This window comes from Acidimicrobiales bacterium (assembly GCA_016716005.1).
In the GTDB taxonomy this organism is placed as follows: domain Bacteria; phylum Actinomycetota; class Acidimicrobiia; order Acidimicrobiales; family JADJXE01; genus JADJXE01.
Genome location: JADJXE010000001.1, coordinates 2,713,331 through 2,727,449 on the forward strand (window position 1 = coordinate 2,713,331; position 14,119 = coordinate 2,727,449).

15 protein-coding genes and 1 tRNA gene are annotated in these 14,119 nt (G+C 75.1%); 11 read left to right on the forward strand and 5 right to left on the reverse strand.

All coding sequences use genetic code 11. The annotated features are described in order from the left end of the window. The first annotated feature begins 77 nt into the window (after positions 1–77). On the forward strand, positions 78–797 hold the full coding sequence (locus IPM45_13350) for a DUF523 domain-containing protein (GenBank protein ID MBK9180520.1): 720 nt from the start codon (positions 78–80) through the stop codon (positions 795–797). Here IPM45_13350 and IPM45_13355 read toward each other — a convergent pair. After that, positions 732–3,080, reverse strand: a complete 2,349-nt coding sequence (locus tag IPM45_13355) for an FtsX-like permease family protein (protein ID MBK9180521.1) — start codon at positions 3,078–3,080, stop codon at positions 732–734. The two genes, IPM45_13350 and IPM45_13355, sit on opposite strands and share 66 nt — an antisense overlap. Beyond that, a complete protein-coding gene (locus IPM45_13360) occupies positions 3,077–3,877 on the reverse strand; it encodes an ABC transporter ATP-binding protein (protein ID MBK9180522.1) in 801 nt (266 codons plus the stop codon). Before IPM45_13360 ends, IPM45_13355 begins: the two co-directional genes overlap by 4 nt. A 224-nt stretch (positions 3,878–4,101) precedes the next feature. Here IPM45_13360 and IPM45_13365 point away from each other — a divergent pair, with 224 nt between their 5' ends. The 8 genes from IPM45_13365 to IPM45_13400 are packed head-to-tail and all read left to right on the forward strand — an operon-like array spanning position 4,102 to position 12,152. Then, positions 4,102–4,431: a DUF192 domain-containing protein gene (locus IPM45_13365; GenBank protein MBK9180523.1), complete on the forward strand. Its 330-nt coding sequence runs from the start codon at positions 4,102–4,104 to the stop codon at positions 4,429–4,431. Positions 4,432–4,435: 4 nt separating this feature from the next. Further along, positions 4,436–5,284, forward strand: coding sequence for a 16S rRNA (cytidine(1402)-2'-O)-methyltransferase (gene rsmI, locus IPM45_13370; GenBank protein ID MBK9180524.1), 849 nt, complete (start codon positions 4,436–4,438; stop codon positions 5,282–5,284). Positions 5,285–5,316: 32 nt separating this feature from the next. Beyond that, complete coding sequence (locus IPM45_13375; GenBank protein MBK9180525.1) at positions 5,317–5,616, forward strand: hypothetical protein; 300 nt, start codon at positions 5,317–5,319, stop codon at positions 5,614–5,616. Positions 5,617–5,669: 53 nt separating this feature from the next. Further along, entirely contained in the window at positions 5,670–7,181 is a 1,512-nt protein-coding gene (gene metG / locus IPM45_13380) for a methionine--tRNA ligase (protein ID MBK9180526.1), read from the forward strand. 5 nt (positions 7,182–7,186) lie between these two features. Next, entirely contained in the window at positions 7,187–7,954 is a 768-nt protein-coding gene (locus IPM45_13385) for a TatD family hydrolase (protein MBK9180527.1), read from the forward strand. Further along, positions 7,951–8,805, forward strand: a complete 855-nt coding sequence (gene rsmA / locus IPM45_13390) for a 16S rRNA (adenine(1518)-N(6)/adenine(1519)-N(6))-dimethyltransferase RsmA (protein ID MBK9180528.1) — start codon at positions 7,951–7,953, stop codon at positions 8,803–8,805. Before IPM45_13385 ends, rsmA begins: the two co-directional genes overlap by 4 nt. Beyond that, a complete protein-coding gene (locus IPM45_13395) occupies positions 8,802–9,545 on the forward strand; it encodes a 4-(cytidine 5'-diphospho)-2-C-methyl-D-erythritol kinase (protein MBK9180529.1) in 744 nt (247 codons plus the stop codon). The genes rsmA and IPM45_13395 overlap by 4 nt, the downstream gene beginning before the upstream one ends. 30 nt (positions 9,546–9,575) lie before the next feature. Beyond that, entirely contained in the window at positions 9,576–12,152 is a 2,577-nt protein-coding gene (locus tag IPM45_13400) for a PQQ-binding-like beta-propeller repeat protein (protein MBK9180530.1), read from the forward strand. A gap of 22 nt (positions 12,153–12,174) precedes the next feature. On the opposite strand, the gene IPM45_13405 is transcribed toward IPM45_13400, so the two are convergent. Then, positions 12,175–12,267 (reverse strand): AURKAIP1/COX24 domain-containing protein, encoded by a 93-nt coding sequence (locus IPM45_13405; protein ID MBK9180531.1) that lies wholly within the window; start codon positions 12,265–12,267, stop codon positions 12,175–12,177. A gap of 76 nt (positions 12,268–12,343) precedes the next feature. Here IPM45_13405 and IPM45_13410 point away from each other — a divergent pair. Both IPM45_13410 and IPM45_13415 read left to right on the forward strand, forming a co-directional pair. Further along, positions 12,344–12,416, forward strand: a tRNA-Gln gene (locus IPM45_13410). Between the two features lie 234 nt (positions 12,417–12,650). Beyond that, positions 12,651–13,013, forward strand: coding sequence for a cupin domain-containing protein (locus IPM45_13415; GenBank protein ID MBK9180532.1), 363 nt, complete (start codon positions 12,651–12,653; stop codon positions 13,011–13,013). Here the strand turns inward: IPM45_13415 and IPM45_13420 are convergent, their stop codons facing one another. Together IPM45_13420 and IPM45_13425 are read right to left on the reverse strand one after the other, a co-directional pair. Then, positions 13,014–13,670 carry a hypothetical protein gene (locus IPM45_13420; GenBank protein MBK9180533.1) on the reverse strand — a complete coding sequence of 219 codons (657 nt, stop codon included), beginning with the start codon at positions 13,668–13,670 and terminating at the stop codon, positions 13,014–13,016. It lies immediately after the preceding gene. After that, positions 13,670–14,065, reverse strand: a complete 396-nt coding sequence (locus tag IPM45_13425) for an ATP-binding protein (GenBank protein ID MBK9180534.1) — start codon at positions 14,063–14,065, stop codon at positions 13,670–13,672. The genes IPM45_13420 and IPM45_13425 overlap by 1 nt, the downstream gene beginning before the upstream one ends. Between the last annotated feature and the right edge of the window lie 54 nt (positions 14,066–14,119).

Below are 14,119 nucleotides of genomic sequence, written 5' to 3' on the forward strand. Positions count from 1 at the left end.
CGTCGGTTCGGCGGGAACGGAGTCAGGGGGTGGGTGAGCGTCGCGTCGGGCTTCGTCGGCGGGAGCGGCGCGGTCGGGTGGATCGACTCCGGTCGGGGCTCTCCGACGACCGCAGCGGTCGGGTGGTGTTCGTGTCGCACTGCCTGCTCAACGAGAACACCCGCTACCTGGGCGGCGCCTTCCGGCCGGGTGCGGTCGTCGAGGTGGTGGAGCCGTTCCTACGCGACGGCACCGGCATCTGCCAGATGCCCTGTCCCGAGCAGGCGGCGTGGGGTGGGGTGCTGAAGCGGCACCTGCTGCACGTCTACGGCCGTCGTCACCTCCGGCCGGTCGTCCGGGCCGCGCTGCCGCTGCTGCTCGCGGTCACCCGGCTCCGGTACCGGCGGCTGGCCGCCCGGGTCGCCCGGCAGGTCTCCGACTACGTGACCGACGGCTTCGAGGTGGTCGGCATCGTCGGGGTGGGCGCCTCGCCCAGCTGCGGGGTGGCCACGACCCTCGACGTGACGTCGTCCCTCGGCGCGGTCGCCGGCTGCCCGCCGGGCTGCCTCGACCGCCGCTGGATGAACGAGCACGTCGTGGCGGCCGCCGCCCGGCCCGGCCGGGGTCTGTTCGTCGAGGCGCTCGACCGCGCCCTCGACCGCCGTGGCCTGTCCGTCGCCTGGTTCGAGCACGACCTGCGCAGCGAGTGGCCCGAGTCGCCGGTGCCGGCCGGCGCCAGGCCGGTGCGCCGGTCAGGTGGAGCGCTCGCGGACGACGCGGGCGATGTCGATGTGGCGGGTGGCGCGGAGCGCCGGTAGCTGGGCGAGGGCCGCGGCGACGGCGACGGCTGCCGCGGCGATCAGGGGGGTGGCGGGGCGGAGCTGGAGGCTCCAGTGGTAGCCCTGGGTCTGGTACGTCGCCATGAACCAGCGGGCGAGCTGCCATCCCGCGAGCAGGCCGAGCGGGAGGGCGAGAGCGGTGAGGAGCAGGTTCTCGCCGGCGACGAGGCGGGCGGTGAGCCGGCGACTCATGCCGGCGGCGTTGAGGGCGCCGATCTCCGCGGTCCGCTCGGCCACGTTGGCGGCCATGGCGTTGTACAGCAGGGCTGCGCTCATGAGCGCACCGAAGGCGAGCATGAGGCCGACGAGCGTGTCGTAGAGGCGGAACGCGTCGCGCATCGCGGCCTCGAGGTTCTCGGTGTCGAGGTAGCCGGTGACGCCGGGGAGCGCGCTGATCCTGGCCTCGGCGTCGGCCCGATCGGCGCCCGGGACCAGCCGCAGCAGCGCGCCGGTCGCCGTGTCGTCGCCGAGCTCGCGCTGGAGCTCGTCGAGGGAGATGTAGGCGACCGCGGCCATGGGTTCGTCGACGAAGCCGGCGACCCGCTCCTGCAGCTGCCGGCCGGTGCCGGGGAGGGTCAGGGTGACGACGTCGCCGGCCCGGACACCCAGCGTGTCGCGGAGGCCGATGCCGAGCAGGACCCCGTCGTCGGGGAGCGTCCGCTCGTGGCCGCCGGGCTCGGTGAAGCGGTGCATCGTGGTCGTCGGGGGGAAGGCGAGCAGCAGGGTGTCGTAGCGGGTGTCGCCGGCCGTGAGGACGGCGTCGAACTGGCCGGTGCGCTCCACGGCGGCCACGGCCGGGTCGGCCGCCACCCCCTCGAGGGTGGCGTCGGCGGCGCCGGCTGCCAGCTGGAGCCGGGCGTCCTCGGTCTGGGTCTCGTGGAACTGGCGGTCGAGGACGCTGCTCAGGGTGTCGCGCAGGCCCCAGAAGACCAGCATCAGGCAGATGGCGATGACGACCCCCACGATCGTGAACGCGGCGCGGCGGCGGTTGCGCCCCACGCCGCGCAGCACCATCCGCCAGCGGGCCGGCAGCCGGCGCAGGGGGGGCATCAGCCGTTCGGCCAGGCTGGGGCCGCCCCGGCCCGTGGGGGCCTCGGCGCGCATCGCCTCTGCCGGCGAGAGCCGCGCCGCCCGGCGGGCGGGGAACCCGGCGGCGACGAGGGCGGCGGCCACCCCGACGAGCACGCCGACGGCCGGCGTGCGCCCGTCGATAGTGACCACGTGCAGGGGGAGGCCCAGCGCCTGGGTGTACTGGGACGCGAACCAGCCGCCGAGGGCCACGCCGGCGACGGCGCCCGGCAGGGCGCCGGCCAGGCCGGCGAGGGCGCCGTAGCCCAGGAAGTGGCCGACGACGCGCCGCCGGGGGATCCCGTCGGCCAGGAACGTCCCGATGGTCGAGCGCTGCGCGTACACCAGGCGGCTCAGCAGGATGTACGTGCCCAGGCTGGCGGCCGCCAGGAACAGCAGCGGGAACAGCACGGAGAACTGGCCGACGGCGTCCACGTCGGCCGCCAGTGCACCCACCGAGGGCTGCTCGGCGCGGGCGGTGACCTCGAACGAGCCGGCGCGGTCGGCGAGCGCGGCGACGTCGTCGTCGATGGTCGCGGCCGCCCGCCGGTCGGTGGCGAAGACCGCGAGCTGGGGTGTGGCCTGCGGGGCGACCGACCGGGTGAGCGGCTCGGGGGCGAAGAGCACGCCGAACAGCTCGGGCGTGGTGAGGATCTCCTGGCGGCTCCGGGCCGGCCACAGGTACTCGGCCGACGTGGCCACGCCGGCCACCCGGACCGACCGCCACCCCTCCGGGGCCATGACCTCGAGCGTGCTGCCGGGGCCGAGGCCGAAGTGGTCGGCGAGGTGCTGCTCGACGAGCACCTCGCCGGGCCCGGGCATGGCGCCGGTGCGCACGTCGACCTGGTTCACCGCCGGCTGGCCGGACGCGGGCAGGCTGACCACCCGGCCCAGCAGCTTGTGCCCACCGGCGAGGCGGAACGGCACGTCGGCCTGCAGCCTCGCCTCGACCAGCGGCCGGCCGTCCAGGGCCCGAACGTCGGGGGCCAGCAGGTCCGCGCCGCGGCCGGTGACGACGACGTCGGCCAGGTGCAGGTCGGCGTACACCCGGTCGAAGGACCGTCGGAGGTTCCGGTAGGCGTCGCTGGCCCCCCCGTAGACGGCCACACCGAGCGCGATCGTGACGGCGACGGCGACGAACTGACCCTTGTGGCGCCACACGTCCCGGCGCAGCTTGCGCGACAGGATGCTCACCATTCGAGCCGCTCGGCGTCGATCGGGGCTGCGACCTCCTCGTCGGAGGCGATCACCCCGGAGTGCATGCGCACCACTCGGTCGGCCATCGCCGCGATGGCGCTGTTGTGGGTGACGAGCAGCACCGTGTGGTGGCCCTCCCGGCTCAGGGCCCGGAGCAGGGCGAGGACCTGGCGGCCGGTCCCGAGGTCGAGTGACCCGGTGGGCTCGTCGCACAGGAGCAGCGGTGGCTCCTTGACCACGGCGCGAGCGATGGCGACCCGCTGCTGCTCACCGCCCGACAGCTGGCCGGGGTAGCGGTGCAGCAGGTGCGCCAGGCCCACGTGCTCGAGGGCCAGGGCGCTGCGGGCCTCGGCGTCGGGTCCGGTCAGCTCGGCGATCAGCTGGACGTTCTCCAGGGCGCTCAGCGTCGGTACCAGGTTGAAGAACTGGAACACGAAGCCGATCTGGTGGCGCCGGTAGTCGGCCCGCCCGTCGTCGTCCAGCGCCGTGACGTCCTGCCCGGCCACCAGCACCCGGCCCGCCGACGGTCGCTCGATGGCGCCGACCACGTTCAGCAGGGTGGTCTTCCCCGAACCGCTGGGCCCGAGCAGCACCACGAACTCGCCCGGCATCACCCGGAGCCCGACGTCTCGGAGAGCATGCACGGCGACGTCACCCTCCCCGTAGACCTTGCCGAGCCCGTCGAGCAGCACGGCCGGCGCCCCCGACGCCGCAGCCGCCACCGCTCGGGCCTCCAGCTCGGCCTGCCGGGCGCGGCCAACCTCTGTGGCCGAATCGGTCGCCGTCGCTCTCATGGCCGTGTCGCGGCAGGAGAGCCGCGACAACTCACCTCTGACGTCCATGAGACCACGACGGCTCCCGCGCCACCAGAGCCCGGCGCCCCGCCGATGCGGCGGCGCCCGTCGAGGGCCGGTCGAGGGCCTCGGCGCCCCCGCCCGCAGCGCCCGCCGCGCCGGGGCGGGAGGGCCCGGGCCGGTGTGGCCGCCCAGGGCGACCGCCGCGTGGGAACCTCGGGGCCATGGCGTGGCTGCTGCGAGACGGAGGGGTGCTGGCCGCCCTCGAGATCGCCGACACCCGCCGGGCGCGCCGGCGGGGCCTGCTGGGGCGTGACCGCATCCAGGGGGCGCTGCTCCTCCGCCCGGCCCGGGCGGTGCACACGATCGGCATGCGCTTCCCGATCGACGTCGCCTTCGTCACCGCCGACGGGCTCGTGCTCGACGTGGTGACCATGCGCCGGTACCGGCTCGGCCGTCCCCGGCTCCGGGCGCGGGCAGTGGTCGAGGCCGAGGCCGGCGCCTTCGCCCGGTGGCGGCTGCTGCCGGGCGACGTCGTCGAGATCCGCGGATGAGCCCGTGAGCCGCGGCCGCCTCGTGCTCGTGTCGACACCCATCGGCAACCTGCAGGACCTGTCGCCGCGAGCCGTCGAGGCCCTGGCCGGTGCCGACGCCGTCGCCTGCGAGGACACCCGACGGACCGGGCGGCTGCTGGAGCACGCCGGGGTGTCGCGGCCCCGCCTGCTGGTGGTGAACGAGCACACCGAGGCCCGCCAGGTGCCCGAGGTGCTGGCCCTGCTGGCCGCCGGTCGCACGGTGGCGGTGGTCACCGACGCCGGGACGCCCGGGATCTCCGACCCGGGCGAGCGGCTCGTGCGCGCCGCGGTGGCGGCCGGTCACGACGTGTCCGTCGTGCCGGGCCCGTCGGCCGCGCTGGCCGCGCTGGTGGTGAGCGGCCTGCCCACCGGCCGCTTCTGCGTGGAGGCGTTCCTCCCCCGGTCGGGCTCGGCGCGCACGGAGCGGCTCGGGGCGGTGGCGGCCGAGCGTCGCACCACCGTGCTGTTCGAGGCCCCCCACCGGTTGGCCCGCACCCTCGGCGACCTGGCCGCGACGGCCGGCGGTGACCGCCGGGTCGTGGTGGTGCGCGAGCTCACCAAGCTGTTCGAGCAGGTCTGGCGGGGCACCCTCGCCGAGGCGGTGGCGTGGGTGGCCGAGGTGCCGCCGCGGGGCGAGGTCACCCTCGTGCTGGAGGGGGCCCCGGAGCCGGCCCCCCCGGGCCCCGCCTCGATCGAGGCCGCCCTGCGCGAGCGGCTGGCCGGGGGCGCCGACCGCAAGGTGGCGGTGGCCGAGGTGGCCAGAGCGCTGGGCGTGCCCAAGCGCGAGGTGTACGACCTGGCCGTGCGACTCGACCGAGACGCCCGCGGCTGAGCGCCACGGCGGCGCACCGGTAGCGTGACGGGGTGGTGCCCGGCGACCTCGGCGAGGTGTACGACCCCGACACCCTCGCGGCCATCGACGCATGGGAGCCGCCCCGGGAGCCGGGCGCCGCGACCCGCCTCGTCGGGGGGTGGCGAGCGCGCTTCACCGGGGGCGCCCTGCTCACCGCGGTGGCACTGGGGCTCCAGGAGGTCTTCGAACCCCCGAGGCCGGCCGAGATCGTCGAGGTCGACCCGTGGGAGCGCACCCCGGTCGACGCCTGGGTCCGGTTCTGCTGGCACCCCGACCCCCGGCTGTCGGTCGCGCTCGTCACCCCGCGCTGAGCCGCCGAGGAATGCCGGGCGGGGCCCCGGAGGGGGGTCGGTAGTGTGAGCCCGTGGCCCGCTTCTACCTGACCACGCCGATCTACTACGTGAACGACGCGCCCCACATCGGGCACGCGTACACCACCGTGGTCGGCGACGCCGTGTGCCGCTGGCACCGGTCGTTGGGCGACGACGTCTTCTTCCTCACCGGCACCGACGAGCACGGACTGAAGGTCCAGCGGGCCGCCGAGGCGCACGGGGTCACGCCCCGAGAGTGGGCCGACCGCACCGTCGAGCGCTTCAAGGACGCCTGGAAGTTGCTCGACATCGCCAACGACGACTTCATCCGCACCACCGAGCCCCGCCACTACGCGGCCACCCAGTCCCTCCTGCAGGCCTGCTACGACGCCGGCGACATCGAGCTCGGCACCTACGAGGGCCTGTACTGCGTGGCCTGCGAGGCGTACTACACCGAGGCCGAGCTGATCGACGGCACCCGCTGCCCGATCCACGACCGCCCGGTCGAGCCCTGGCGGGAGGACAACTACTTCTTCAAGCTCTCCCGCTACGGCGACCGCCTGCTCGAGTGGTACGCGGCCCACCCCGACGCCGTGCAGCCCGAGACCCGCCGCAACGAGGTGCTGGGCTTCATCCGCCAGGGCCTCCAGGACTTCTCGATCTCCCGCACGTCGCTGTCGTGGGGGATCCCCCTCCCGTGGGATCCGGCCCACGTCACCTACGTGTGGTTCGACGCCCTCACCAACTACGTCACCGCGGTCGGCTACCCCGACGAGCCGGCCCGGTTCGAGCGGTGGTGGCCGGCCGACTACCACCTGATCGGCAAGGACATCCTCCGCTTCCACTGCGTGTACTGGCCGGCCATGCTGCTCTCGGCCGGCATCGAGCCCACCCGGCACGCCTTCGTGCACGGGTGGCTCCTGGTGGGCGGCGAGAAGATGTCGAAGACCCGGCTCAACCAGATCGCCCCGGCCGACCTGGTCGAGGCCGTGGGCGTCGACGGGTTCCGCTACCACTTCCTGCGCGACACGCCCTTCGGCCCCGACGGCGACTTCTCCTTCGAGGGCCTCGTCGCCCGCTACAACGCCGACCTGGCCAACAACCTCGGCAACCTGCTGGCGCGGGTCGCGACCGTGGTGGGCACGAAGTGCGGCGGCGTGGGGCCGGCGCCCAGCCCCGACAGCCCGCTCGCGCCCGTCGCCGCCGAGGTGGTCGGGGCCGCCGCCGAGGGCTGGGCCCGGGTGCAGCCGTCCGAGGCCCTCGAGGCCACCTGGCGCCTGGTGCACGAGGCCAACGCCCACCTCGAGGCCAACGAGCCCTGGAAGGCCGAGCCCGGGCCGGCGGTCGACGCCGTGCTCGGCGACGCCCTCGAGGTGCTCCGCATCGTCGCCCTCCTCGCCGCCCCGGCGATCCCGGCCAGCGCCGCCGAGGTGTGGCGGCGCATCGGCCTGCCCGGCGGGCCCGGCGAGCAGCGCCTCCCCGGCGCGGCGGCGTGGGGCGGCTACCCGGGCGGCCTGCCGGTCGAGAAGGGCGCGCCGCTGTTCCCGCGCATCACCGAGGGGTGAGCGCGGTGGCCGGGACCCCGCGCTGGATCGACCACCACTGCCACGTCACGGCCGACGACGTGGCCGCCGGCGCGCTCGACGCCGCCCGCGAGGCCGGCGTGGAGCGCCTCGTGGTCGTCGGCACCGACGCCGAGCACAGCCGGGCCGCGCTGGACCTGGCCGCCGGGCACGACGGCGTGTGGGCCACCGTCGGGCTGCACCCGCACGACGCGTCCCAGGGCGTCGACACCATCGTCGGGCTGCTGGGCGAGCCCGGCGTGGTGGCCGTGGGCGAGGCCGGCCTCGACCACCACTACGACCTGTCGCCCCGGCCGGCCCAGCGCGAGGCCTTCGCGGCCCAGATCGCCCTCGCCCACGAGCGGGGCCTGGCCCTGGTGATCCACACCCGCGAGGCCTGGGACGACACCTTCGCGATCCTCGCGGCCGAAGGGGTGCCCGAGCGGACGGTGTTCCACTGCTTCACCGGCGGCCCCGCCGAGGCCCGGCGGTGCCTCGACCTCGGGGCCTCCCTGTCGTTCAGCGGCATCGTCACGTTCAAGGCCGCCGACGACCTGCGGGCCGCCGCCGCCCTCTGCCCGCTCGACCGGCTGCTCGTCGAGACCGACTCGCCGTACCTGGCGCCGGTGCCGCACCGGGGCCGGCCCAACACGCCCGCCCTGCTGCCGTTGGTGGGCGCCGGCGTGGCCGCGGCCAAGGGGATCGACCCGGCCGAGGTGGCGTCGGCGTCGTGGGCGAACGCCGAGCGCCTCTACGGCCTGCCGCCCGGCGGGTGACGCTCTCCCCCCGCGACGTCGCCGAGCTGCTGGCGCGCCACGGGCTCGCCCCCAGTCGCGCCCTGGGGCAGAACTTCGTGGTCGACCCCAACACGGTGCGGCGCATCGCCCGCCTGGCCGAGGTGGGGCCGGGCGACCGGGTGGTCGAGGTGGGTCCCGGACTGGGCTCGCTCACCCTGGCGCTGGTCGAGACGGGGGCGGCCGTGACGGCCGTCGAGCTCGACCGGGGCCTGGCCGAGGTGCTCCGCACCGAGGTGCTGGTGGGCACCGGCGTCCGCCTGGTCGAGGCCGACGCCCTCCGGGTCGACTGGGCCGGCCTCCTGGGCGAGGGTCCGTGGGTGCTGGTCGCCAACCTGCCGTACAACGTGGCCACGCCCCTCGTCGCCGGCCTGCTCGACACCGTGCCCCAGATCGTTCGCATGCTCGTGATGGTGCAGCGGGAGGCGGCCGAGCGCCTCGCCGCCGGGCCCGGTGATCCCGCCTACGGCGCGGTCTCGGTGAAGGTGGCGTACTGGGCGACGGCCGAGGTGGTGGGCCGGGTGCCCGCATCGGTGTTCGTGCCCAGGCCGAAGGTGGAGTCGGCGCTGGTGCGCATCGTGCGGCGGGCGACGCCCGCGGTGGGCGCCGAGGTCGACCGGGTTCGGCTGTTCGAGCTGGTGCGGGCCGGGTTCGGGCAGCGGCGCAAGATGCTGCGCCGCTCGCTCGCGGGTCTCGTCGCCCCCGAGGCCTTCGCCGCCGCCGGCGTGCGACCCGAGGCACGGGCCGAGGAGCTCGGCGTGGAGGAGTGGGGCCGGCTGGCCGCGGTGCCGCGCCCCGCGCCGGGCGGACGCTCGGGCACGATGGGGCCGTGAACGCCCCGCCCGTCGTCGTGCGCGCCCCCGCCAAGCTCACGGTGTCGCTGCGGGTCACGGGGGTGCGGGCCGACGGCTACCACCTCCTCGACGCCGAGATGGTCACGCTCGACCTGGCCGACACCCTCTCGATCGGCGAGGGCGACGGGCTGGAGGTGGTCGACGCCGGAGCCGGGGTCGGGCACGTGCCCCGGGGCGATGACAACCTGGTCCGCCGGGCGCTGGCGGCCGCCGGACGGCGAGCGCACGTGCGCCTGGAGAAGCGGATCCCCGCGGGTGCCGGGCTGGGCGGGGGATCGGCCGACGCCGCGGCCGTGCTGCGCTGGGCCGGCGTGACCGACCCGGCGGTGGCCGCCCGCCTCGGCGCCGACGTGCCCTTCTGCGTGGTGGGCGGCCGGGCCCGGGTGCGCGGCGTGGGCGAGGTGGTCGAGCCGCTGCCCCCGCGGGCGCGCACGTTCACCCTGGTGACGCCCCCCTTCGGCGTCTCCACCGCGGCCGTCTACCGCGCGTGGGACGAGCTCGGCGGGCCGGCCGCCGACGGCCCCAACGACCTCGAGCCGGCCGCCCTGGCGGTGGAGCCGCGGCTGGTCGAGTGGCGCGACCGCATCACGGCCGTCACCGGAGCCAGGCCGGTGCTGGCTGGCAGCGGCTCGACCTGGTTCGTCGACGGCGCCCACGCCGCGCTGGCCGAGGCCCTCGCCCCGGCCCGGGTGGTGGTGGCTCGCACGGATCGTCGCTGACGGCCGACGGCTGGCCCTAGCCTGCGGCCCGTGCTCGGGAGCGGGGTCGGGTGGACGGCTCGGCGGCGCCTGGTCGTGGCCGTGCTGGTCGCGTCGCTGGCCGGCGTGGCCGCCTGCTCGGGTGACGGCGACGACGGCTCGGTGCCCGCGCCCACCACGTCCACGACGGAGGCGTCGCCCGTGACCTACCGCTACGACGTGCCCCTCGACCCGCAGAGCCCCTGGCCCAAGTTCCGGGCGAACAGCCGCCAGACCGGGGCCAGCGCCGTGGCGGGGGAGGACACCGGCGCCGAGCCCTGGACGTTCCCCACGGGCAAGGGGGTCTTCTCCACGCCGGTCGTCGGTGGCGACGGCACGGTGTACGTCGGGTCGGCCGATCGGTCCTTCTACGCCATCGCCCCCGACGGCACGCTGCGCTGGAAGGTCGACACCGGGGAGATCATCGACTCGGCGGCCCTGCTCGACGACCAGGGTCGGGTGATCGTCGGCTCGGGCGACGGCACGCTGTACGCCCTCGATCGGGACGACGGGGCGGTGGCGTGGACGTTCGAGGCGGCCCCGCCGGCCGACACCGGGGCCTTCATCCGCTGGTTCGAGGGCAACGTGGCCGTCGGCTCCGACGGCACCCTGTTCGCGCCCAACGACAACTTCTGCACCTACGCGGTCGACGGCGACACCGGCGAGGAGCGCTGGTGCTTCGCCACGGCCGACCAGACGTGGTCGCTCCCGGCGGTGGACGCCGCCACCGGTCGCCTCTACCTGGGGAGCAACTTCCCGCTGGCGGCCAACGTGTTCGCCCTCGACGCCGCCACCGGCCAGCAGCTCTGGGCCGCCCAGGGCAAGGGGTCGATGGTCGCCAGCCCGATGCTCACCTCGCCCGAGGCCGGCGGTCTGGTCGTGCTCGGCGGCTTCGACGGGATCGTGCGCGCCCTCGACCCGGCCACCGGGGCCGAGGCGTGGACGTTCGGTGCCCGGGACCACATCTACGCCAGCCCGGCCGAGCTGCCCGACGGCACGATCGTGCAGCCGGCGGCCGACGGCACCGTCTACGGCCTCGACCCGGCCGACGGCACGGTGCGCTGGACGTTCGACGCGCTGGAGCCCATCCGCTCGTCACCCGCCGTGGACGCGGCCGGGCGGGTGTACGTCGGCTCCGGCGAGGGGCGGCTGTTCGTGCTCGAGCCCGACGGCACCCTGCGCTGGTCGATCCTGCTGATCGACGGCGACCGCAACGACCTCAACGCCTCACCCGCCCTCGGGCCCGACGGCGTGGCGATCGCCGGGGAGAGCGGCGAGGTGTTCTTCGTCCCGTACGACTACTGCCTCCGGCCCGAGGCCGGCGGCGACGACCGGTGCCGGGTGGGGCCGGGCGAGGACCTGCCCTCCGACGGTGCCCGGCTGTACGTGACCACGCGCTTCGGGCGGCTCCTCGTCGACCCGCCCGCCGTCGTCGACGCCAACGAGCCCCTGGCGTTCACCCTGTCCGTGCGGTCGGCCGGGGCCACCGAGCTGGCGCTGCTCGACTCGGCGAGCGTGCAGGTGGAGCTCGACCCCGCCGTCGAGGCGATCATCGACGTGTCGGGCGACCGGAAGTTCGTCACCGTCGTGCCCCGCGATCTCTGGGCCGGCCCCGCAGGCGGCACCCTCACCGTCCGGGTGACCGGCGACTACCTCGTCGGCCTGGACCGCGACGGCCTGCGGTTCTCGGGGGGCACCGTGGGCGGCTCGGTCGACGAGACGTTCACGTTCGAGGTCCGCCCCTGGCCGGCCGACGCCGCGTTCCCGTTCTCCGTGCCGGCTGCGCCCGGCGATCCGGCCGGGGGCGTGGAGCTGTACCGGCTGGCGGCGCCGCTCCCGACGATCCTGCCCAGCTACAACCAGATCGGGTTCGACTCGATCCACTACCTCATCGGGATGGTGGAGGGACGCGGCGATGCGGCGGTGGCCTGGGCCATCGGCGGCCGCCCGGTCGCCGATGGCGACGGGGCCGAGCCCGACCCCGCCTCGGCGGTGCGGTTCCCCCTGCAGGTGTCGTCGGCCGGCGACCTGGTGACGTTCGTGAACGAGCAGGGGTTCACGGTCCAGTTCAACAACTTCCCGCTGCCGTTCGACTACTTCCGGGTGGCCACCCGCCTCGACGCCAGCGGCGGCCGGCCGGACAGCCCGGCGCTCAACGCCAAGGCCGTGTGCGGCCGCATCACCTTCTACGGGCAGTTCCTGCAGCAGCTCGGCTACTGCAACCCCACCACCGACCTGCTCGACGTGTTCGGAGGCGCCGAGATGCGCCCGTACGACGCCGGGGAGCTGCCCGCGGGCGTGGGCGAGGTGACGTTCGCGTCGTCGGCCGGTGCGGTCACCGCCACGCTGGCCGGGTCGTCGCTGCCGGCGGCCGAGCACAACCTCGGGGTGCTGCTGGTGGACACCGCCACCGGCACCCCGCTCCCGCTCGCCTATGCCGACGCCACCACGGTGAGCGCCGGCGCCGACGGCACCGTGACGTCGGTGGCCGTCGCGCTTCCCGACGGCCAGGCGCCCACCGCCGTGCGGGCCTACCTGATGGTGGACACGCTCCCGGCGGCCCGAGCCGAGCTCACCGTGGGTGGCTGAGCGGCGCCGACGCCGGCTGGGGCTACTTGCGGCGCTGGAAGCGGGTGCGCCGCAGCATCTTCTTGTGCTTCTTCTTGCGCATGCGCTTGCGGCGCTTCTTGATCAGCGATCCCATGGCGGGGAGCGAGACTAGCCGCCCGGCCGGAGGTGGTGCGAACGGGCCGGCCGGGGTGTCAGGCTGGGGGGCGCCCTGGCGGGTAGTTCAAGTGGCAGAACACCTGACTTTGGATCAGGGGGTTGCAGGTTCGAGTCCTGCCCCGCCAGCGAAGACGTCACCGCGGAGCGGGCCGTACGAAGGGCCAGGCCAGAGGCCATGAGCGAGGAACGTGTCAGCGCGATGTCAGCGTGCGCCGCTCGCGGCGGCAGACCGTCGTCGGCGGGCCGCGCGGCGAGCCGGCGCCTGGGCTGCGTCCGGATGCTGGCGGGTCGCTCCCGTTCGTCCCCCGCGTACCCGCCGGCCGGGGACCCGACCGCCGTCCGAGGCGCGCGGCGATGAGGGTGCTGCCCCTCGGCTCCGTCCAGCCGACCCGGATCACGCAGTACGGCAGCGCCCGAGCCGAGAGCGCCCGCATCGCCGACGGACAGGGCGAGGCGCACGTCCACCTCATCACCTTCGAACCGGGAGGCGTCATCGGACCGCACGAGGCCGGCTTCGGTCAGCTCCTCTTCGTCCTCGACGGAACCGGATGGGTGGCAGGCGCGGACGGTCATCGCGTCCCGCTCGCTTCCGGCGACGTCGCCTTCATCGGCCGCGGAGAGCTGCACAGCAAGGGCAGCGACCGGGGAGCGACCGCACTGATGATCCAGGTCCGCGAGCTCGAGGCCGCACCGCCGCCCGGACACGACCTCGACGCGACGTGATCAGGGGTGCTGCGGTCTCCAGCCAACGGAGCCCCGAGTGCCTGGAGGTCGCACGGGGCCCGTCTGGGTCGTCTTCTTCCCCATGCGGCGCGAGACGTCGCCGGACTTGTAGGGGCCCGGTCCGCCGAGGGCCGCCATGGCCCGCAGGTACTCCCGCTCGGCATCGGTGGTCTTGTCGATTCGAGCGCGGAAGAAGCCTCGATCCAGATCGTCGGCCGCAAGGATGACGGCTGCCTCGACGTCGGCGGTGCCGATCTCGGGGCCTTCGGCGACGTTCCAGGCTTGCTTGCCGAACTCCTGCAGGAAGTACGGGTAGCCCTGCGTGTCGACGATGACCCGCTCCACCGCCTGGTTCGCCCAGCCGGCACCCTCCTCGAGCACAGGCTGGACAAGGGCCTGCCGGGCAGCGAGGCCGGGCAAGGAGGGGAGCCCCGCTCCGGCGACGAGCACCGGCAGCCCGAGCTGGGAGATGCGGTGCAGCCCGACGATCAGCGCCGACAGCTCGTCGCGGCGCAGGTACTGGAGCTCATCGAGGGTGATGAGCACCCCCGTCCCGGCGACACGTGCGGTCTCGCCGAGCTCCGTCAACAGGCCACCGATGTCGGTGTCCAGCTGGCCCGAGTCCGCCCGTCCCGGCTGGGGCTCGAAGTCGAGCATCACCGTCCCCACCTCACCGGCGGGGACGCGGACCCGCACGAAGTTCCGCAGGCCGCCCAGCGCCGGGCGGGCTCGATCCTTGGTCCGCTCCCCACGCTCAACTCGAGCAAGACCCGGCGGGTGAGCGTCGCCACGGCCGACGCGACGTGGACGTCATCGGTGGCCTCGACGTGGGTGTGCAGCCAGCCTTCCTTCTCGGCGATCCGCCCGAACCCGTTCAGCGGGACCGTCTTGCCGACGCCACGCAACCCCTTCAAGAGCACGCTGCGCTCGAAGCGTCCGAGCGCGAGACGGCGTACGGCGACCGTCATCGCCTCGAGCTGCTCGTCTCGGCCCACCGAGAGAGGGGGGCGGCTCCCGGCTCCCGGCGTGAACGGGTTCCGGACGCGATCCACGGGCGACCTAGAGCGATCTGTCGCTCTTAGAGAGCTTCTCGCTGTGAACTCGAC